The sequence below is a fragment of the Halomonas sp. B23F22_20 genome, assembly GCF_043496985.1.
Taxonomy (GTDB): domain Bacteria; phylum Pseudomonadota; class Gammaproteobacteria; order Pseudomonadales; family Halomonadaceae; genus Halomonas.
On record NZ_JBIEKH010000009.1, the window covers coordinates 26,964 to 49,225 of the forward strand.

The window sequence follows — 22,262 nt, forward strand, 5'->3', positions numbered from 1 at the left end:
CGATGGCGCTGACACCGACCCTGCTGCTGGGCGGCCTCGAACGCAGCCTCAATGCCCTGCTTGCCCGAGATCCCGCCGCCCCCTCCCGGCTAGCCCGCCTGGCGGGCCAGCGCCTGCTGTTGCGGCTCGAGCACCCGCCCCTGGCGCTGGCCGTGGCCTTCCACCCCCAGGGGCTGGACCTGCTGCGCCCCGACGACGAGCCGGAGGAAGCCTTCGATGCCGTCGTCGAGGCTGACACCGAAACCCTTGGCGAGCTGCTCGGCGGCGCCTCGATGGAGCGCCTGATGTTCCAGGGCAAGCTCGCGGTGCGCGGGCGCATTCCGCTGCTCGAGGCGACCCGCGACCTGCTGCTCGACCTCGACCTCGACTGGGAGGGCGAGCTGGCTCACTGGCTGGGCGACATCCCCGCCCACAGCCTGGCAGAAGGCATGCGCAGCCTTGGGCGCTGGGGCCTGCGCACCCGCCAGGAGCTGTGCGCCGACGTCTCCGAGTACGTCTTCGAAGAAGCCAGGCTGCTGCCCGGCCGTCACCAGTTCGAGGGCCTGCGCGATCACCTCACCGAACTGGAGGTCGCCACCGACCGCCTCGAGGCCCGTCTGGAACGCCTGCGCCGACACCTGATGGAAGGGAGAAAGCGCGCATGATTCCGCGGCTGGCGCGCATCGCCTGGGTGGTCACCCGCTACCGCCTGGATACCCTGATTCCCCAGGAGCGACTGCCCTGGTGGCTGCGCGTCTTGCTCGCGCTGTCGCCGCTGCGCCTGGTGCCCATCGGGCCGCGCCCTCGCGGCGAGCGGCTACGCCTGGCGCTGGAGACCCTGGGACCGATCTACGTCAAGTTCGGCCAGGTGCTGTCGACCCGCCGCGACCTCTTTCCTCCCGACATTGCCGACGAACTCCGACGTCTCCAGGACCAGGTGCCGCCCTTCCCCGGAAAGCAGGCCCAGGCGCTGGTGGAGGAAGAGCTCGGGATGTCGCTGGAGGAAGCCTTCGCCGAGTTCTCACCCGAGCCGCTGGCTTCGGCGTCGGTAGCCCAGGTGCATGCCGCCAGGCTGCCCGACGGCGAACAGGTGGTGGTCAAGATCATCCGTCCCGGTATCGAGCGGGTCATGCGCCAGGACATGGCCCTGATGTATCGACTGGCCGCCGTGCTGGCCCGGGTGCCCGAGGCACGCCGGCTGCGCCCGGTGGAAGTGGTGCGCGACTACGAATCGACCCTGTTCGACGAGCTCGACCTGACCAAGGAAGCCGCCAACACCTCCCAGCTCAAGCGCAACTTCAAGGGCTCACCGCTGCTGTTCGTTCCGGCCATCCACTGGGGGCTGACCCGCCGCCGGGTGATGGTCCAGGAGCGCATTCACGGCGTGCCAGTGGCAGACACCGCCGCCCTCGAGGCCCAAGGCACCGATCTGCGCCGACTGGCCGAGCGCGGCGTGGAAATCTTCTTCACCCAGGTGTTCCGCGACAATTTCTTCCACGCCGACATGCATCCGGGCAACATCTTCGTGTCGCGCGAGACCCCCTGGAACCCTCAGTACATCGCCATCGACTGCGGCATCGTCGGCAGCCTGACCCGCGAGGACCAGGACTACCTGGCGCGCAACCTGCTGGCCTTTTTCCATCAGGACTACTACGAAGTGGCGGCGCTGCACATCGAATCGGGCTGGGTCGGCGAGGACACCCGCGCCAACGAGTTCGCCGCCGCGGTACGCACGGTGTGCGAGCCGATCCTCGAGAAGCCGCTCAAGGACATCTCCTTCGGCCAGGTGCTGCTGGGGCTGTTCCAGACCGCCAGGCGCTTCAACATGGAGGTGCAGCCTCAACTGGTGCTGTTGCAGAAGACCCTGCTCAACGTCGAGGGCCTGGGCCGCCAGCTGTACCCGGACCTCGACCTCTGGACCACCGCCAAGCCGTTCCTGGAGCAGTGGATGAAGGAGCGTGCCGGCACCCGCGGACTCTGGGAATCCATGAAACGCCAGGCCCCGGAGCTCACTCGCCAGATCCCCGAGCTGCCAGTGCTCGCCCATCAGGCCCTGGCCCGGGCCGAGCACGGTCATCAACAGCAACGCCGCCAGAGCGAGGCCATCGGCGCCATCCGCCGCCGACTCGAGCACCAGGGGCGGCGCCAGCGGCGCCTGCGCCTGGGACTTCTGGTCGTGGCGGTGGCACTCGCCTGGCAACCGCTGGTCGAATGGGCAGACGGTCAGCCCTGGCCGGTGCTTGGCGCCGCGGCCATCGGCGCGGCGCTGCTGGCGTGGAACTGATTCACTCACTGCAACGGAAACGTCTCATATGAGCGATATTCTCGACCGCCTCGACGAGGTCCTGGAAAGCCGCCGCCAGGCCGCCCCGGAAGACTCCTATGTGGCCAGCTTGCATCACAAGGGCCTGAACAAGATACTCGAGAAGATCGGCGAGGAAGCCACCGAGACACTGCTGGCGGCCAAGGACGCCGAGCAGGGCGACGACGCGGCACGCCGGGCACTGGTCTGTGAAACTACCGATCTGTGGTTTCACAGCCTGGTGATGCTGTCGCACCTGGGACTGAGCCATCGCGAGGTTCTCGACGAGCTGTCACGCCGCTTCGGCCTCTCCGGCCACGACGAGAAAGCCACGCGAACCCAATAAGTCTTCGACGCCGGGCCCCGGCGCCACAACCTGAGGAACACCCTATGTTAGGCGGTATCAGCATCTGGCAACTCCTGATCGTCCTCGGCATCATCATCCTGATCTTCGGCACCAAGAAGCTGCGCAACGTGGGCGGCGATCTGGGCGGTGCGGTCAAGGGCTTCAAGAAGGCCATGCACGAGGATGACGACAAGGGCGAGGAGAAAGACAAGCCTCAGGCCCAGGTGCGCCACGACGACGAGGGCGAGGGCGAGACCTACGACGTCCGCGCCGAGCGCAAGACCGAGGAACAGGAAGAGCGCAAGTAAGCCGCCATGTTCGACATCGGCTTTCTCGAACTCCTCATCATCGGCGTGGTGGGCCTGCTGGTACTGGGCCCCGAACGCCTGCCCAAGGCTGCCCGCACCACCGGACTGTGGATCGGCCGCATCAAGCGTAGCGTCTCCGGCATGCAGCGCGAGATCAACGCCCAGCTCGAGGCGGAGGAGCTGCGCCAGAAGCTCGCCGAGCAGCAGAAGAAGCTGGATGAAGGCCTCGACAGGGTCAAGCGAAACGTCGAAGGCTCGGTCGAGTCCCCCTCCGCCGACCGCGCGACACCGGACCGAAAGGCGTCGGAGCAGGCGAACGACGAGCGGCAGCAGCAAGGCTCGCCCGAGCGGCGCCTCGACGACGCCCTGGGGCGCGCGCGCCGGCAGGTCGATGACGCCGATTCCGACACCCACGAGGATGCCTCTCCCCGATGAGCCAATCCGACGACTCCCGGGGCCCCGAACAGGCCCAGGCCCCGCTGATCGAACATCTGGTCGAGCTACGCTCGCGGCTGCTGCGGGCGGTGATCGCCATTCTGGTGATCTTCCTCGGCCTCTACGCCTTCGCCAACGATATCTACGCCTTCGTCGCCCAACCGCTGATGGCGCTGCTGCCGGAAGGCTCGAGGATGATCGCCACCGAGGTGGCTTCACCGTTCCTCGCGCCCTTCAAGCTGACTCTGGTGGTGGCGGTATTCATCGCCGTGCCCTTCGTGCTCCACCAGGCCTGGGCGTTCATCGCCCCGGGACTCTACGACAACGAGAAGTCGCTGGCGCTGCCTCTGCTGGCCTCCAGCGTGGCGCTGTTCTATGCCGGGGCCGCCTTCGCCTACTACGTGGTCTTCCCGCTGCTGTTCAAGTTCTTCACCCAGACCGGGCCGGAGGACGTGGCGGTGATGACCGACATCAACCAGTACCTCAACTTCGTTCTCAAGCTGTTCTTCGCCTTCGGCGTGGCCTTCGAGATTCCCATCGCCACTTTCCTGCTGATCCTGACCGGGGCCACTACGGTGGAAAGCCTGTCGAAGAAACGCCCCTACGTGGTGCTGGGCTGTTTCGTGGTGGGCATGCTGATGACGCCCCCGGACGTGGTCTCGCAGAGCCTGCTGGCGGTGCCCATGTACCTGCTCTACGAAGTCGGCCTGCTATTCGGACGGCTGGTGCGCCACAAGCGCGAGAAGGATGCGGCCGACGGCGAGGCGTAAGCTCGAAGCTCGAAGCTCGAAGCTCGAAGCTCGAAGCTCGAAGCTCGAAGCTCGAAGCTCGAAGCCAAGCTGAACCAAAACGCCTCCCTGGCAAAGCCAGGGAGGCGTTCTTCTTCCCGCTTCAAGCTTCCAGGCGCGAAGCGCCGCTCTTCCAGCTACTGACCCGGCGCAGCCGGGTCAGAGATCCATCATCTCATCAATGCGATCTACCAGCTTGAAGATGCCGGTGGCCGCTTCGCCGATGCGAGTAGCCAGCATGTAGGCCGGGGTGGTGACCACGCGATTCTCGAAGTCGACCACGATATCCTCCACGCCGCAGCTGCGATGCAGGCCGCCCATGCTGCTGATCGCGCCGGCCACGCCCGGATCGTGGCCGATGGTCACGGCGATGCCGGGGCCCAGCAGACGCGGCACCATCACCGGCGCAATGCACATCAGGCCGATCGGCTTGCGCTCTTCACGGAACTCGGTCATGACGTCGACCAGGCCATCATGGATCACCATGTCGGCACCGGCCTCGGCGAAGTTGGAGAGGGTCTTGGCGGCCCCGAAGCCCCCCGGCAGGATCACGGCGTCGAAGTCGCCGGCGTCCAGCTCATCGAGCGGAGCGATCTCGCCGCGCGCCAGGCGCGCCGACTCGGCCAGCGCGTTGCGCCGCTCCTCGCGGGCCACCTCGCCGCTGCGATGATCGACCACGTCGTGCTGGTCGATATCGGGGGCGAAGCAGCGATAGCCGATGCCCAGCTGGTCCAGGCGCAGCAGGGTCAGAGTGGTCTCGTAGATCTCCGAGCCATCCTGAACACCGCACCCCGACAGAATGACTGCCACCTGCTTGCTCATATGCGTCTCCTCGTGCGCCTCCTGCCGCCGACCGGCAGGGCCGATAAACATGAAGCCATCACTTTAGAGAGTCGACGGTGGTGCGACAAGGCGCGTCTTTCGGCGGCGCCGGTTCACCCTGATATACTCGAACGATTGTCATCGTTTCGTCATCTACGCTCGCCAGACTAGGTTCTGGCGGCCCCGGTCACCGTTTCGGAGAGAGATGTCTTGAGCTTAACGACCGCACGCCAATATCCCGCCACCCGCATGCGTCGCATGCGGCGTGACGACTTTTCGCGTCGCCTGATGCGCGAGCAGACGCTGACCGCCGACGATTTGATCTGGCCGGTGTTCGTGCTCGAAGGCGAGGACCGGCGCGAGGCAGTGCCCTCCATGCCGGGCGTCGAGCGTCTGTCACTCGACCTGTTGATCGAGGAGGCCCGCGAGGCCCGCGACCTGGGCATCCCGTTACTGGCCCTGTTTCCGGTGGTGGACCCGGCGCTGAAGAGCGAGCTGGCCGAGGAAGCGTTCAGCGCGAGCGGACTGATCCAGCGCAGCGTACGCGCCCTCAAGGAGGCCGTGCCCGAGCTCGGCATCATGACCGACGTAGCGCTCGACCCCTACACTAGCCACGGCCAGGACGGCATCCTCGACGATCAGGGCTACGTGCAGAACGATCGCACCGTGGAAACCCTGCTCAAGCAGGCGCTCTCCCACGCCGAGGCCGGCGCCGACATCGTCGCGCCTTCGGACATGATGGACGGCCGCATCGGTGCCATCCGTCAGGTGCTGGAACAGGAGCAGCTGCACAATACCCGGATCATGGCCTACAGCGCCAAGTACGCCTCGAGCTATTACGGCCCATTTCGGGATGCCGTCGGTTCGGCGACGAACCTCGGCCGCGCCGACAAGTCCACCTATCAGATGGATCCGGCCAACGGCGAGGAGGCGCTGCACGAGGTGGCCCTGGACCTGGCAGAGGGCGCCGACATGGTGATGGTCAAGCCGGGCATGCCCTATCTGGACGTAGTGCGGCGCGTCAAGGACGAGCTCCGCGTGCCCACCTTCGCCTACCAGGTGAGCGGTGAATACGCCATGCACATGGCCGCCTTCGACAACGGCTGGCTGGATGCCGACGCGGTGATGCTGGAATCGCTGATGTGCTTCAAACGCGCCGGTGCCGACGGCGTGCTGACCTATTTTGCCAAGCGAGCGGCCCAGCTGCTCGCCGAGTAACCGCCGGATGGGGTACCCCTTCCGGCCGACGACAGGGTACACCCATGGACGAATCGCGTAGCCCCGACTCCCCCGCCACCGTGGAATCGCTTCCCGGTGGCGAGGCAATCACCGAGACGCCGATCCCGCGCCTCAACCAGACGCGCACCGGCATCAAGCCCAAGTCGCTGCCGGACCCCGAGGCCGACCTCAGCGACCCTGGCCTGTATTTCAATCGCGAGCTGTCGCACCTGCAGTTCAACGTGCGAGTCCTCGAGCAGGCCCTGGACGAGGCGCACCCGCTGCTGAACCGGCTGATGTTCCTGCTGATCTTCTCATCGAACATGGATGAGTTCTTCGAGATCCGCGTGGCCGGCCTCAAGAACCAGGTGATGATCGGCGACGCCACCTCGGGGGCCGACGGCCGCTCCCCGCGCTCGGTGCTGGCCGAGATTTCACAGATCGCCCACGAACAGGTGGAACGCCAGTACCGCATTCTCAACGAGGCACTGATCCCAGCGCTCGAAGCTCAGGGCCTGCGTTTCCGGCGCCGCGGCGACTGGACCGAGGCCCAGCGGGACTGGGTGCGCGACTACTTCGAGACCGAGATCATGCCGGTGATCAGTCCCATCGGCCTCGATCCGTCGCACCCCTTCCCGAGGCTGGTCAACAAGAGCCTCAACTTCATCGTCGAGCTGGAGGGCAAGGACGCCTTCGGCCGCGAAGGCGGTCTGGCGATCCTGCCGGCGCCGCGCTCGTTGCCAAGGGTCATCGGTCTGCCCGAGGAACTCTGCGAGTCGGGCTTCGCCGAGTATGTCTTCCTGTCGTCGATGATCCACGCCCACGCCGAGGAAGTGTTCCCCGGCATGAAGGTGCGCGGCTGCTACCAGTTCCGCCTGACGCGCAACGCCGACCTCTCGGTGGACCCGGAAGACGTCTCCGACCTGGCCTCGGCGCTACGCGGCGAACTGCTCTCGCGCCGCTATGGCAGCGGCGTTCGCCTGGAAGTGGCCGACAACTGCCCCGACGACCTGGCCGAATTCCTGATCAAGCAGTTCCAACTCGAGGCCTCCGACCTCTACCGGGTCAACGGCCCGGTGAACCTGACGCGCATGATGTCGGTGCTGGGCGATGTGGAACGCCCCGAGCTGTGCTATCGCGCCTTCACCCCAGGCCTGCCCAAGGCCCTGCGCAAGCGCGACAGCGTGCTGCAGGCCATGGCCGAGGGCGATATCCTGCTCCACCACCCCTTCCACTCCTTCTCGCCCGTGGAAGAGCTGCTGCGCGAGGCGGCCCGCGATCCGGACGTGCTGGCCATCAAGCAGACGCTCTACCGCACCGGGGCCGACTCGCCGATCGTCAACGCGCTGGTGGAAGCCGCCGGCAACGGCAAGGAAGTCACGGTCGTGATCGAGCTGCGGGCACGCTTCGACGAGGCCGACAACCTGGCCCTGGCCTCGCGCCTGCAGGAAGCTGGTGCCATCGTCATCTACGGGGTGATGGCCTACAAAACCCACGCCAAGATGATGCACATCGTGCGCCGCGAGAAAGGCCAGCTGCGCCATTACGCTCACCTGGGCACCGGCAACTATCACTCCAAGACAGCCAAGCTGTATACCGACTACAGCCTGCTGACTGCCGACCCCGTGCTGTGCGCCGACGTGCACAAGGTCTTTCAGCAGCTCTCCGGTATGGGCCGTGCGCGCAAGATCGAGAAACTGCTGCACGCTCCCTTCACCCTTCACGAGCGACTGGTGGCGATGATCGACCGCGAGGCCGAGCATGCCCGCAAGGGCAAGCGAGCCCACCTGGTCATCAAGTGCAACTCGCTCACCGAGCCCAAGCTGATCCAGGCGCTGTACCGAGCCTCCCAGGCCGGCGTCGAGTGCGACCTGATCATCCGCGGCATGTGCTGCCTGCGCCCCGGCCTGCCCGGCATCTCCGAGACCATCCGGGTGCGCTCGATCATCGGTCGCTTTCTGGAACACACCCGAGTGTTCCACTTCCACAACGACGGCAAGTCCGAGACCTGGGGCTCGAGCGCGGACTTCATGGCCCGCAACATGTTCCACCGGGTCGAAACCTGCTTCCCGCTGCTCGACAAGAAACTGGCGGCCCAGGTCCGCAAGGATCTGGAGACCTATCTGGTGGACAACTGTCAGAGCTGGCAGCTGCGGCCCGACGGCACCTACGTCAAGCAGTCGCCCGGCGAGGCCGCGCCGATCAGCGCCCAGGAGACCCTGCTCTACGCCTACGCGGCTCGCGCCTGAACTCGACCTTGCGAACGACCCGCCCCTCCGAGATATCCCCTCTCGGTGGGGCGTCGTGATGCGACATGGTCCGTCGATACTCGCCTCACGCCATCGTCAGAAGGCAGAGAAAGAGGGCATCGACATGCCCGACTTTTCCTTATGACGAAAAAAACCGCGGAAACCTGACGCCTCGTCACGTTTCCGCGGCCATGGCCCAGCCCCTCCCCAGACGCTAGCTCGTTTCGCTAACCTCGATATCGACACGCCTGTCGGGCTGCAAACATGCCTTCAGCCCCGGCGTCGCGCGCGTTCCTTCACAGCGCGTCACCGGCTGGCGTTCGCCAACTCCCCGGCTACGAATCGATGACGGGGCAATCCCGTTGCTGACCAGGACGGAACGCACCGTGGCGGCACGACGCTCGGACAACCCCTGGTTATAGTCACCGCTACCCAGGCGATCGGTATGCCCAAGCACCATCACATCGGGAGCCGTGAAGTCGATGCGAATACGACTCGCGATGTCGCTCACCTGCTGCCGCCCCTGCGGCGACAGTCGAGCACTATCGAACTCGAACAACGTATCGGCCAACAGGGTAAGACGCATCGTCTCGGTGCTATGGGGCTCGAGCAGGGCGGCGCACGCCTCGTCCCGCCAGCGCAGGCTGTCGGCCAGCATATCGTCGTCGAACATCACCTGATACTGGCAGGTCATGTAATTTCCATCGCCCGTGGGCAGATGGAAGACATAGTTCCATTCATGCACCCCGAACAACCCCTCGGAGAAATGCGGGCGCCCGATCAAGTCATAGGTCTGATCCTTGGAAAGCCCCTGCTGCATGTTGCCCAGATTTTCGACGTTGACATAGGTGCCATCGACCCAAGCCTCCCCCGGGTCGGGGAAGGTCGCCGTCTCATCGGCCGCCTGGGGCGGAACTTCCGCCCCGCCCTCGCCACTGGTGACACAACCCTGCAGCCCCAAGGCCGTCATCCCGACAATGCCAAACGCCAGTACTGCCCTGTAATAGCTTGGATGTTCCATGTTCATCCCCTAGTCGTTTACCAGTGGAAACCCACACCGACACCGGCACCGAAGTTGCTCTGCGAATCGCCGGTGGCATTGAGCTTCACCGCCCAACGACCGTTATCCGAGAGACGAGATACCCCGACGGAAACCGCCGATTCGCCGCTGTAGGTGCCCGCACCGACGGCCACCATGCTTTTACCGGGCAGATAGGCCTGAGGCACGGAAGCCGCCGCGATCGCACTCGCCGTGCCCGCATTGGCCTGGTCCTCGACATCCTCGATGCGATGGCTGAGGCTGCCGATCTGCTGGTTGAACTGTTGGTTCAGCTCCTGCAGCTGCCCCACGTTGGCCGCATCCGTCGGCAGTTCACCTGCCGCCACGTTGTGGATCTGCGTCGGCGTGCCTTCCTGACCCAACGTGACCGAGCCGTAGTTCACACTGCCGTCATCGTTGCGGTCATAGCCCACTGAGCCGGCCTGCACCGCCTCCAACTGACGGACGTTGACCGCATCCGTGGCTTCGGTACCGCCGGCCACGTTCGTGATCTGACGTTCGCCGCCTTCGCTGCCGACAGAGACCGCCCCCTGGGTCGACGCCACGGATTCGCCGGAGAAGGCTTCCTCTGCACCGTTCATGCCTTCACGGGTCGCCTGCGAGCCGGCCCCCAGGGCCACCCCACCGTCGCTTTCAGCCACCGCGCCATCACCGGCTGCCACGCTGTGGTCACCCTGGGCCACGCTGTTCGGCCCCATGGCGACGCTCTCGGCGCCTTCCGCCCGGGCCGCTGCCGCCTCGGAGTTGGCCTTGAAGTACTTGCTGCCTCCCTCGTTGATGGTGGTGAGCTGTTCCTGCATCTCCCACAGCTGGCTACCGTTGACGGCATCGCTGCTGTCCTCGGAGACATCACCGTCCGCCACGTTAGTAATGGTGGTGCCACTGTCACCCGCCAGGGTAATCGAGTCGTAGTTGACGTTGCCGTCTTCGGTGTCGTACTTCACGGCACGATCGTCCAAGTCGGCGAGATCATTGCCGATACTGGAGACATCGCCCTCGACGTTGGACACCCGATCGCCCAGTTGGGTGACATCACCCTCTACGTTGGTGACACGGCCATCGAGATTGTCGACATCCCCCTCGACGTTGGTCACACGGTCTTCGACGTCCCCGACTGCCTGATTGACGTCTCCCACCGCCTGGTTGGTGGCGTAAAGCTGACTGCCATTGATGGCATCCGTGCTGTCCGCCGTCACGCGTCCCGCTGCCACATGGGTGATCGTACGTTCGGCGCCGGCGGAACCGACACTGAAGGTGCCGATGGGCGAGACACCGGCGAAGGCATAAGTCTGCCCGCCGATCGTGATATCGGCCGTGCCGACCGCCGCCTCGGTCGTCGCTCCCGAGCCCATCGCCACGCTATCGGCCTCGCTGGAAATGGCGCCAGCGCCCATGGCGATGCTGCCCTCCGCCGTGGCCGAGGCATCCACGCCAGCGGCGATGGCGTTCACCCCCGTCGCCCCGTCGTTGTCGTAGTTCCCGCCCTCGGTGCCCGCGTCGTTGACGCTGTAATAGTGCACCTGGCCGGCCTCGACTTCCTGACCCAAGGCATCAATGGCGCTGTTGGTGGCATACAGCTGGCTGCCGTTGACGGCATCGGTGCTTGTCTCGCTGACGCGCCCTGCCGCCACATTGGTGGCCGTACGCTCGGCATCCACATCACCCAACGACACGGTACCCTCTGGATCGGTACCGGCCACCAGGTAGGTCTCGCCATTGATGACCACCTCGGTGGTCCCTTCGACCGGCGCCGTCGCACTGTTGGCGCCCAACGCCACGCTGTTGGCATCCTCGGCCGTGGCACCGGCCCCCAGAGCCATGGCACCCTCTGCCGAGGCAGAGGCATCCACGCCGGCAGCGATGGCATTCACGCCCGTCGCCCCGTCGTTGTCGTAGTTACCTCCCTGGGTCCCGCCGTCGTTGACGCTGTAGTAGTGGGCGCGGTTCTCATCGAAGTAGTCGAGATTGACCGCATCGCCACCGTTCATCGGATCGCCGACATTGGCGATGGTGTCACCGCCCATGTCGATACCGCTGTCGTTGAGCGTCGGCCCATCGGTGCCGATGTTCACCTCATTGGCCAGATCGAAGGTCACCGTCTCCTGAGAACCGTCAGTGGCGTTCTTGCTGATCACCAGGTTGCCGTCGGCGTTGCTCAGGTCCACCGCATCGCCTGGAGCGACGTTGGTGGTGTCGGCCCCCTGGGCGCTGAGATCCCAGCCGGCGCTGGCTACGTCGCTGACGACCTGCAGCTGCTCCTCGGTAGCCGCACGGCCCTCGGTAGCGAAGCTCGGATCGCTCAGATCGGTGTTGGACAGGCCAGTGATCGTATTGGTCGTGCCATCCACGTTGATGTTACCGCTGGCCACACCGATAGCGGTCAGCGACGTAGTGGTCGTACCGTCGGTCACTGTGGTGCCGGTGGCCGCGGTGGTGGTCACGTTGCCGCTGCCATCATCCACGACCAGCCCGCTGTTGCTCAGGGTGCTGTTGCCAGTAGAGACGCTGGTGACATCGAGATCGTCGGCCAGATCAAAGGTCACCGTTTCCTGTGCCCCATCAGTGGCATTCTTGGCGATCACCAGGTTGCCGTCGGTATTGGACAGATCCACGCTGTCGCCCGGCGCCACATTGGTGGTATCGGCCCCCTGGGCGCTGAGATCCCACCCTTGGCTGGCCGACTCCACCGCCTGGTTGGTGGCATAGAGCTGGCTGCCGTTGACCGCATCGGTACTTGTCTCCGAGAGGCGCCCTGCCGCCACATTGGTAAGGGTGCGCTCGTTGCCCACATCCCCGATGCTCACCGTGCTCTGCGGCGCGATGCCAGCAAAGTCGTAGTCGATACCGGCGATGGTCGCCCCCGGGGTGGCCACCGGTTCGGCGGTGACCGAGTTACTGCCCAGCGCCACGCTCTGGTCGTGGCTGACCGTCGCCCCGGCCCCCAGCGCGATGCCCTGCTCAGCCTCAGACAGTGCTGATGTCCCCAGAGCCATGCCGTCGGCCAGCATCACGCGGGCGCCATCGCCAATCGCGGTGCCGCCTGGCGCCACCTGGTCGACGATGGCCCCGTTGCCCATGCCGATCCCATTGTCGCCGTCGACCACCGTCGTGGGGCCCACGGCAATGCTGTCCTGGCCGACCGCAGCGGAATCCGGCTGAACCGAATTGGCATGGAAATACTGTGTACCGGTGACGGTGACCGAGCCGATAGCACCCTGCAGCTGACGAACCGTCACGGCATCTTGCGCCAGGATGCCGTCCGCTACATTGGTGATCTGACGATAGGAGTCACTATCCCCTACGGAAATGGCCCCCAACAGCTCCTTGTCGGTGGTGTTGTAGGTGACGGTGGCACTTCCCGCCGGAATGGCACCGGAAGACGGCGCCAGGTTGCGATTGGCGATCGAGCCGCTACCCAGCGCCACGCTGCCGTCGATCGAGGCCTCGGCATTTACGCCGGAGGCAATGGCATTGATCCCGGTGGCGCCATCATTGTTGTAGTTGCCTCCGATCACGCCGTTGTCGTTGACGCTGTAGTAGTGGGCACGGTTCTCGTCGAAGTAGCCGAGATTGATGGCATCGCCACCGTTCACCGGCGCGGCAACGTTGGTGATGGTCTGGCCCCCGGCGTCGATGCCGCCGCTGTTGGTCACGCTGGGACCGCCCGCCACGGTCAGGCCATCATCGGTCACGGTGGTGACGTTGCCGCTGCCGTCGTCCACCGCCAGCCCGCTGTCGTCCAGGGTGCTGTTGCCGGTGGTAACGCTGTCCAGGTCGAGGTCGCGGTTGAGGGTGATCTCGACCGCGCCGGCGTCATCGACACCGGTCTGGGCCACGTCGATATTGGCATCACCGCTGAAGGTGACGTCGCCGTCGGGCCCGATGTTGGCAGCGCTGGTGCCGTCGGTGACGTTCCAGCCGGCATTGGCGGCGGTATTCGCGGCCGCGATGGCGTCGTCCACCGTGTCTTCACCGGTGCCACCGATATCGCTGGTGGTCACGGTGCCGTCTGGATTGACGACCGCATTGCCGCCGATCACGGTGTTCACCGAGTCGGCCACGTCGAACAGCTGGCTACCATTGACGGCGTCGGTGCTGCCGGCCCCGACAGTCCCCGCACCCAGGTTGGTGATGGTGTCGCCGCCCATGTCGATGCCGGTGTTGTCGATCGTGGTGTTGCCGATCGTCACGCTGTCGGACAGGTCGAAGGTCACCGTCTCCTGAGCGCCGTCGGTGGCGTTCTTGGTGATAGACAGGTTGCCGTCGGCATTGGTCAGGTCCACCACATCGCCCGGCGCCACGTTGGTGGTGTCGGCGCCCTGGGCGGAGAGATCCCAGCCCTGGCCGGCGGTGGCCGCCGCGTCCTCCACGGCCTGGTTGGTGGCGAACAGCTGGCTGCCGTTGATGGCATCGGTGCTGCTGGCCGAGATCCGGCCGGCCGCCACGTTGGTGACGGTGCGCTCGTTGCCGACGTCACCCACGCTCACCGTGCCGCTCGGCGCGGTGCCGGCGAAGTTGTAGGTGGTGCCGGCAATGGTGGTATCGGCCGTGCCCACCGGCGCGGCGGTCACCGAGTCGGTGCCCAGCGCCACGCTGTCGGCGTTGCCCGCCGTGGCGCCGAAGCCCAGGGCGACGGCGCCATCCGCCGTAGCGGCGGCATCGACTCCGGACGCCACGGCATTCACGCCGGTCGCTCCGTCGTTGTCGTAGTTGCCGCCTATCACACCATCGTCGTTGACGCTGTAGTAGTGCGTCGCGATGCCCTTGAGCTGCGAGACGTTCACCGCATCGGTATCGGCACTGCCCGCCGCGACGCCGGTAATCTGGCGTTCGCCCGGCTCCGTCAGTTGGGTGCCGCTGTCGTCGAAGACCGCGACCTGGCCGATGGCCAGTTCACCCTTGGAGGTCTGCGGCGCCTCCAGGCCGTACGCCACATAGTCGTCCTGCGGTCCTCTCACCGTCTGGGAAGCGCCGCCCAGGGCGATACTTTGGTCGTGTACCGCGGAGGATCGGGCCCCGATCGCCATGCTACCGAACGCCTGGGCGTCGGCGTTCGAGCCAAGGGCCGTGGCGCCTTGGCCGGCGGCGATGCTGTTATTACCGATAGCCGAGCTACGCAGCCCGCTGGCGTCGGCCTGAGTACCTACCGACATAGCGTCTTCCGCCGAGGCTACGGCTTCAAGGCCGATCGCCGAGGAGCGCAGTCCCGTGGCCAGCGACATCTGACCGAGGGCCATCGAGTTTTCCCCCGATGCCACGGCTGTATTGCCGGCAGCGAAGGCATTCAATGCCGAGGCGTCAGAGCTATTACCCAGCGCCATGGCGTGCTGCGAGGTGGCCGAGGCCTGGGTCCCCAACGCCAGGGTATCGAGCGCCCCGCTGGTGGCATTGTTGCCCACCGCGAAGGCCCCGTCGCCGCTCACCATGTTGTCGTTGCCCAGAGCCACGGCACCGTTGCCGGTGGCCTGGTTGTTGACCCCCATGGTGATGGAACCATTGCCTGTGGCGGTATTAGTGTCACCGATCGCCAGGGCACCGTCACCCTCGGAGGTGTTGTTGTTGCCCACGGCCACCGCCCCGGTGCCTTCGGCATAGTTGTCCTTGCCCAGGGCCAGGGCGCCGTCGCCGATCGCGGTGCTCGGGTCACCGATCGACACCGCGCCATCCCCCGTGGCCGTGTTGCCGTAGCCGATGGAGATCGCCTGCCCACCATTGGCGGTAGCATCGCGCCCGATGGCAACGGACCCGCCCGACTCGGCGCTGGCATACTGGCCGATGGCCACGCTGTCCACGCCGGTAGCGCTGGTGTTGTAGCCAAGCGCCACGGCGCGCTCGGCGCCAGCTCCGGTAGAGGCCGCCACACCGGCGGCCAGGGAATCCACTCCCGACGCACCGTCGTTGTCGTAGTTGTCCTGCTGGGTGCCGCCATCGTTGACGCTGTAGTAATGCGTCTCGGTGGCGGCCTGCACCGCTTGCAGCTGGTTGAGGTTGACGGCATCGGTACCTGCCGTGCCATCGGCCACGTTAGAGATGGTCTGGCCCCCGGCGTCGATGCCACCGCTGTTGGTCACGCTGGGACCACCCGCCACGGTCAGGCCGTCATCGGTCACGGTGGTGACGTTGCCGCTGCCGTCGTCGACCGCCAGCCCACCGTCGTCCAGGGTGCTGTTGCCGGTGGTGACGCTGTCCAGGTCGAGGTCGCGGTTGAGGGTGATCTCGACCGCGCCGGCGTCATCGACACCGGTCTGGGCCACGTCGATATTGGCATCACCGCTGAAGGTGACGTCGCCGTCGGGCCCGATGTTGGCAGCGCTGGTGCCGTCGGTGACGTTCCAGCCGGCATTGGCGGCGGTATTCGCGGCCGCGATGGCGTCGTCCACCGTGTCTTCACCGGTGCCACCGATATCGCTGGTGGTCACGGTGCCGTCTGGATTGACGACCGCATTGCCGCCGATCACGGTGTTCACCGAGTCGGCCACGTCGAACAGCTGGCTACCATTGACGGCGTCGGTGCTGCCGGCCCCGACAGTCCCCGCACCCAGGTTGGTGATGGTGTCGCCGCCCATGTCGATGCCGGTGTTGTCGATCGTGGTGTTGCCGATCGTCACGCTGTCGGACAGGTCGAAGGTCACCGTCTCCTGAGCGCCGTCGGTGGCGTTCTTGGTGATAGACAGGTTGCCGTCGGCATTGGTCAGATCCACCGCATCGCCCGGCGCCACGTTGGTGGTGTCGGCACCCTGGGCGGAGAGATCCCAGCCCTGGCTGGCGGTGGCCGCCGCGTCCTCCACGGCCTGGTTGGTGGCGAACAGCTGGCTGCCGTTGATGGCATCGGTGCTGCTGGCCGAGATCCGGCCGGCCGCCACGTTGGTGACGGTGCGCTCGTTGCCCACGTCACCCACGCTCACCGTGCCGGTCGGTGTACCACCGGCGAAGGTGTAGTTGGTGCCGGCCAAAGTGATATCCGTGGTGCCCACCGGCGCGGCAGTCACCGAATCGAGCCCAAGCGCCACGCTGCCGGCGTGGTCTGCCGATGCGCCGTTGCCCACGGCAATGCCGTTGTCGACGCTGACGTAGGCATCCGAGCCGATGGCAATGCCGTCGAGCAGCCCGGTGTCGGTAGAGGCCCCGCTACCCATGGCGATATTGCGCTGACCGCTGGCCGCGGCCCCTGTACCGATCGCCAGGTCGTCTTCCCCGAATGAGGAAGCGTTGCTGCCGATGGCGATCTGGTTGTTGCCGAACACATCGTTGGAAGCGCCATTACCCAGGGCAATGGAGGATGCTCCTCGGGAGGAAGTTCCCGTGCCGACGGCGATACCATCGCTCTGCTGCACGTTGGCACCAAAGCCCATGGCGACACTGCCATTTCCAGCGGCCGTGGCATCCACGCCAGCGGCGATGGAATTCACGCCGATAGCACCATCGTTGTCATAGTTGCCGCCCTGGGTGCCGTTGTCGTTGACGCTGTAGTAGTGGGCGCGGTTCTCGTCGAAGTAGTCGAGATTGACCGCATCTCCCCCGTTCACCGGCCCACCGACGTTGGTGATGGTGTCTCCGCCCATGTCGATGCCGTTGTCGTTGAGCGTCGGGCCGTTGTTGATGGTCAGGCTGTCGGCCGTCAGATCGGCGCTGGTGGCCACCGTCACGTCGGTGCCATTGCGGCTGATATCGATGTTCTGGCCATCGAGGAACTGCACGGTGTCGCCCGGCGCTACTTCGGTAGCCCCATCACCGTTGGCCTGGACGTTCCAGCCTGTGTTAGCCACTTCGTTCACTGCCTTCAACTGGCTGACGTTGACCGCATCGGTATCTGCCGAGCCGGCAGCCACGTTGGTGATGCGGCGCTCACTACCGGCGCTACCCACGGAAACTTCGCTTACCGGGTTGAGACCCACCACATCGTTTTGGTCACCGGTGGGGGAGTAGGCGTCATCGATTAGCGTACTTCCATCGGCAACAGAACCAGCGCCTAACGCGACATTTTTGGTGCCCTCCGCAGAAGCACCGCTACCAATGGCAACAGTTTCTACGCCACCAACAAACAAATCAGTTGAGGCCCCAGCGCCTGAACCAATAGCAATTGATCCATTACCACCCGCCAAAGCACCAGTCCCAACCGCCACCTGCTCGTCACCAACACTCGCTGTGCGTGCACCGTCACCGACAGCGACAGAGGAGTTGCCATCAGATACAGCGTTAGGACCCGCTGCCAACGCATTGACACCATTTATAGCGCCATCGTTGTTGTAGTTACCCTGAAGAGTGCCGTCATCGTTAACGCTGTAGTAATGTGTTTTGCTGGCCTTAAGCTGAGCAACGTTGACCGCATCGGTATCTTCCGCGCCTGCAGCCACGCCAGTGATCTGGCGGGTTACGCCATTCGCCGCGTCGCCCACGCTCACCGCGCTCGCGGTGCTCTGCCACGTCGCCGACGTGCCGGTCGAGGGAGCACCCGTTACCGGATCATAGCCCGCGACGCCCGACGCCGTGCTGGCGACCGAATTGGCGCCCAACGCGACACCGCCTGCCTGGGTCACGCTTGATGCGTTACCCAGCGCGACGGCCTCGCTGATGTTCTCGCCGATAGTGACGTCATTACCCAGCACAAAGCTGTTGTCCGCGCCCGTCTCCAGCGTATTGTTGTTACCGACGCTATAGCTGTTCGCGGCATCGATGATCGACGGATCACCAATCGCGCCTGAATTATCGCCGCTCACCACATTGCCAGTACCGATACTGATCGATTGGCTGCCCGTGGCTTTAGCATCATGCCCCAGAGCGATGGCGTTTTTGGCTGCTTCTGTGTCAGAACCTATGGCCACCGCATCAAGCCCATTGGCTGAAGCATTAGCGCCAATCGCCACACCCGATACAGCGCCTTCAAGCACCTGGGCGGTACTACCGATGGCCGTTCCAAAGTTGGCGTTAATCGCCACGTTCGCGTCCTGCCCGATAGCCACAGAGCGATTCGAATTGACCGTGGCGTTACGGCCAACTGCCGTGGAATAGTAAGCACCACTCGCTACTGTCGCGCCCTGCCCGACGACCACTGAGCTAAATGCATCGGCATTAACCGTGGCGCTGCGACCGATTGCCGTGGAGGAAGAGGCATTATCATCCACCGTCGCTTCGTTGCCGATGGCGATCGAGCTGCTTGCATTGTCGCCGACCGTCGCCCTCGGGCCGATCGCCGCCGCATAGCTTGACCCCGCCCCTGTGCTTGCACTAGAGCCTAAGGCAAGGGCAGCGACATCGCTGGCTGTTGCTTGACGGCCAATGGCGATGACCGAGTTAACGCTTGCTATAGAGGTGCCCGTCGCCTCAGCCCCTTCGCCAATGGCAATGGCGGTGCCACCAAACGCCTTCGCTCCCCTACCGATGGCCACGTTGTCAGCTTGACTCCCGGTTGCGCCAGCAATTGCCCCCGTCTCGGCCGTGTTACCAATGGCAATGTCCCGCGTTGTACCTGCCGTGGCCGTATTGCCAACGGCCACGGAGGACTCCCCGACAGCACTAGCACTTACTCCTGCCGCCAGCGCATTCGTCCCGGTCGCACCATCATTATTAAAGTTTGATCCAGCGCCGGTCACAGTGGAGTTGACGCTGTAGTAGTTCGTTCCGCCACCACCGAGAGACAGGTCCTCGAGCGCCTGGTTGGTGGCGAACAGTTGGCTGCCGTTGATGGCATCGGTGCTGCTGGCCGATACGCGCCCCGCCGCCACATTGGTGATCTGACGCTCTTCGTTGTTATCGCCGATGCTGACCACCCCGATCGGCGCACCGCCGGCATAGCTGTAGAGCGTGCCGTTGATGGTGCCGCTCGGCGTCGCATTCGGCCCCGCCGTGCGAGCATCGACCCCCAGGGCCGTGCTGTTGGCGTCGCTGGCCCTGGCGCCCTGGCCGATGGCGATACCGCCCTGGGTATTGGCAAGCGACTCAGCGCCGATGGCGATGGTGTCCTGCTGAGAGGCGTTGGCGCCCGAAGAGGCGTTGCCGCCAATGGCGATCGCCCCGTCACCCCCTGCGTTGGACTCACGGCCCAGCGATACTGCGTTGTCGCCGCTGGCCTGCGTCGAGGGACCCAGCGCCAAGGCGAAGTCGCCCGAGGCTGTCGTGCCGGTGCTGAACGGATAGCCACCGATCGCCACCGAGTTCTCGCCGTTGGCCGTGGCGTAATCGCCGATCGCGATCTGCGAGCCGGCGCCATCGGCATTGGCGTGTGCGCCGATCGCCGTGGGCGATGCCTGGGAGGTGTTGACGGCGGAGGAGTCGAAGCCGATCGCCACCCCTTCGCTATGGATCTGCGAGCCGCTCACTTCCGCGCCGCCGACTTGGGCGCCCGACCCGATCGCGACCCCCCGATCGGGGAACTGGCTGTTCGAGCCACCCACCAGCCCCACGGTGGCATCGTTGCCAATGGCCACCGAGTTGCTGCCCATCGCCGTGGCAGCGTTGCCCATGGCTACCGAGTTATTACCGGCGGCCAGCGAGTCATGGCCAACGGCCGTGGCATTTATGCGGACCGCGCTGGCGTTCACGCCGGCGGCCATGGCGTTGCTCGCGGTCGCGCCGTCATTCTCGTAGTTCCCGTCCAGCGTGCCACCATCAACGCTGTAGAAGTGAACGCGGTTATCCTCGATCGCCTGGTTGGTGGCAAACAGCTGGCTGCCGTTGATGGCATCGGTGCTGGTCGACGACACGCGACCCGCCGCTACGTTGGTGATGGTGCGCTCGTTACCGCTGGTTCCCACACTCACTGTACCGATCGGCGATTCGCCCTCGAAGTCGTAGGTTACATCGGCAATGGTTATATCGGCGGTGCCGACCGCGGCGGCCGTGTTGGCATTGGAGCCCAGCGCCACGCTGTCGGCGATATCGGCCGTGGCACCATCGCCCAGAGCAACGGCACCGGCCTGAGAAGCCGTGGCATCCACGCCCCCAGCCAGTGCCCCGACACCGCTCGCCGTGCTGTTGGCGCCAACCGCCACCGTGGTCGTCGAGGAGGATGTCGCCCCGCTACCCAGCGCCAGACTGTCGGCGGTAGTGGCTTCCGCGGTGTCGCCGATGGCCACGGCGCCGGCATCCATCGCGCTGCTGGTGTTGCCGATGGCCACCGAGCCCTGGCCGACCACTTCATTCTGGTAACCAATACCGACCGCGCCCTGGGCCGCCGTGCCGGCGGTACCCACCGCCTGGCCGCCGCCGCCCACCATGTTGGTATTACCGAGCGCCACCGTACCGTTGCCGGTGGCCGTATTATCCATACCCTGCGCAATGGCACCGTCACCGGTTGCCGTATTGGGATCGCCGATCGCCACGGCGCCGTTGCCCGACGCGACGTTTTCCGACCCAATCGAGACCGATTTGCCACCGGTGGCAGTGGCGGCATTACCAATAGCCACAGCTTCATCCGTATCGGCCGTTGCCCCTGTGCCCATGGCGATGGCCGAGATACCAGAGGCCGTGGCGGAATCGCCAAAAGCCAAGGTGGACGCCGCTGACGCAGTGCTATCCTGTCCGAACGCCAAGGAGGTATCACCGCTGGCGGTAGTATCCGAGCCGACGGCGATGCCCTCATCAACCGACGCTGTGGTATTGCGACCAAGCGCAATCGTGCCGACCGCCGATGCCTCGGCACTGTTGCCGACCGCGATTGATCCGCCACCCGTCGCCAGAGCCGGTGCCGCATCTGTCGTCCCGATGCCGATCGACCGGTTACCGGTGGCCTGGGCACCCATGCCCAAGGCCGTGGCCGCCAACTGGGTACCGGCGCCTCCAGAGCCCGCGACAGCCCCGAACCCCACGGCCACCCCGCCATAGGATTCCGCCAGCCCACCCACGGCCACGCCTCCCGCCGTGGTGCCCGCTCCGGTATTGACAGACTCGGCCGAGGCCCCAGTCCCCATGGCAATGGTCGAGATGCCAGAGGCCGTGGCGGAATCACCAATCGCGTAGGATGATTCGCTCGAAGCCACCGCTCCCGCGCCCAGGGCAAGTGAGCGAAGGTCGCTGGCTACCGAGCGGGTGCCAATCGCAATGGCCCCCGGCCCATCGGCAATGGCTCCACTCCCTTCCGCATTACCGCCGCCAAGCGCGACCGAGTAATTATCCAAAGCCTGTGCGTACTCTGCTCCAGCGAAAGAGCCTGCCCCTATCGCCTGGGTTTCAAGACCAATCGCAACAGACCCGTTGCCTGAGGAGGTGCTATTGCGACCGATAGCGGTCGCACTTTCTTCTGAGCTGACGGCGTTAGCGCCAAGGGCAAGGGCAAACGTATCACACGCCGAAGCACCAGCGCCGATGGCGGTGCGTCCGGCATCGCCTGTGCAATCATCGCCTCCACCTGCTTCATAAGCTTGGACCGGCGTGAGCGCACCGACGCCAGCGACCAGGCCGAGTGCCAGCAAGGCACGCCGCACCAGCCCATCCCGAGACTTGGTACGACGCTTGGCCAGTTCGGACGTCACCACGGACTGCCCACGAGACACACTCCAGACGATGCAATAGATGGTATTCATACTGTTCCCTCAGATTTGCGACGAGACGCGCCTGATGCTCGAGCGACGCGATACGCCCGGTCAGCCCTACGTCTCGCAAGGCACACGTCCTGGACGCCCTTATTTATCGCTGCCATATCTGCCAGAGACGAGCAGCTCCCCGTGAAGGCAAGCGTTCGGCTGCCGATATCACTTGCGCTTCACCACCCCCTCTTACATGCATTTGTAATATTATTTATAAAAAATGCCTTTCGGCGC

The 22,262-nt window shown here is 65.2% G+C and carries 11 protein-coding genes; 8 read left to right on the forward strand and 3 right to left on the reverse strand.

The window, feature by feature from the left end; all coding sequences use genetic code 11:
- Positions 1–2: 2 nt before the first annotated feature.
- Genes ACGTN6_RS09035 through tatC form a run of 6 tightly spaced genes read left to right on the forward strand, consistent with a single transcriptional unit; the run spans position 3 to position 4,140 of the window.
- Positions 3–644 carry a ubiquinone biosynthesis accessory factor UbiJ gene (locus tag ACGTN6_RS09035; RefSeq protein ID WP_394591112.1) on the forward strand — a complete coding sequence of 214 codons (642 nt, stop codon included), beginning with the start codon at positions 3–5 and terminating at the stop codon, positions 642–644.
- Positions 641–2,263, forward strand: coding sequence for a ubiquinone biosynthesis regulatory protein kinase UbiB (ubiB, locus tag ACGTN6_RS09040; RefSeq protein WP_394591113.1), 1,623 nt, complete (start codon positions 641–643; stop codon positions 2,261–2,263). Before ACGTN6_RS09035 ends, ubiB begins: the two co-directional genes overlap by 4 nt.
- A 28-nt stretch (positions 2,264–2,291) precedes the next feature.
- Entirely contained in the window at positions 2,292–2,627 is a 336-nt protein-coding gene (locus ACGTN6_RS09045; RefSeq protein ID WP_394591114.1) for a phosphoribosyl-ATP diphosphatase, read from the forward strand.
- Positions 2,628–2,671: 44 nt separating this feature from the next.
- Positions 2,672–2,935, forward strand: coding sequence for a Sec-independent protein translocase subunit TatA (tatA, locus tag ACGTN6_RS09050; protein ID WP_394591115.1), 264 nt, complete (start codon positions 2,672–2,674; stop codon positions 2,933–2,935).
- Positions 2,936–2,941: 6 nt separating this feature from the next.
- The gene (gene tatB, locus ACGTN6_RS09055; RefSeq protein ID WP_394591116.1) at positions 2,942–3,370 is read left to right on the forward strand and encodes a Sec-independent protein translocase protein TatB; all 429 of its coding nucleotides are present in this window, start codon (positions 2,942–2,944) and stop codon (positions 3,368–3,370) included.
- On the forward strand, positions 3,367–4,140 hold the full coding sequence (gene tatC, locus ACGTN6_RS09060) for a twin-arginine translocase subunit TatC (RefSeq protein WP_394591117.1): 774 nt from the start codon (positions 3,367–3,369) through the stop codon (positions 4,138–4,140). The genes tatB and tatC overlap by 4 nt, the downstream gene beginning before the upstream one ends.
- 177 nt (positions 4,141–4,317) lie before the next feature.
- On the opposite strand, the gene elbB is transcribed toward tatC, so the two are convergent.
- A complete protein-coding gene (gene elbB, locus ACGTN6_RS09065) occupies positions 4,318–4,980 on the reverse strand; it encodes an isoprenoid biosynthesis glyoxalase ElbB (protein ID WP_394591118.1) in 663 nt (220 codons plus the stop codon).
- 210 nt (positions 4,981–5,190) lie between these two features.
- On the opposite strand from elbB, the gene hemB reads away from it, so the two are divergent.
- Together hemB and ppk1 are read left to right on the forward strand one after the other, a co-directional pair.
- Positions 5,191–6,198, forward strand: a complete 1,008-nt coding sequence (gene hemB, locus ACGTN6_RS09070) for a porphobilinogen synthase (protein ID WP_394591119.1) — start codon at positions 5,191–5,193, stop codon at positions 6,196–6,198.
- A 44-nt stretch (positions 6,199–6,242) separates the two neighbouring features.
- Positions 6,243–8,447 (forward strand): polyphosphate kinase 1, encoded by a 2,205-nt coding sequence (ppk1, locus tag ACGTN6_RS09075; protein WP_394591120.1) that lies wholly within the window; start codon positions 6,243–6,245, stop codon positions 8,445–8,447.
- Positions 8,448–8,661: 214 nt separating this feature from the next.
- Here ppk1 and ACGTN6_RS09080 read toward each other — a convergent pair whose 3' ends face one another.
- On the reverse strand, positions 8,662–9,468 hold the full coding sequence (locus ACGTN6_RS09080; protein WP_394591122.1) for an OmpA family protein: 807 nt from the start codon (positions 9,466–9,468) through the stop codon (positions 8,662–8,664).
- A 17-nt stretch (positions 9,469–9,485) separates the two neighbouring features.
- Complete coding sequence (locus ACGTN6_RS09085; protein WP_394591123.1) at positions 9,486–22,025, reverse strand: YadA-like family protein; 12,540 nt, start codon at positions 22,023–22,025, stop codon at positions 9,486–9,488.
- Between the last annotated feature and the right edge of the window lie 237 nt (positions 22,026–22,262).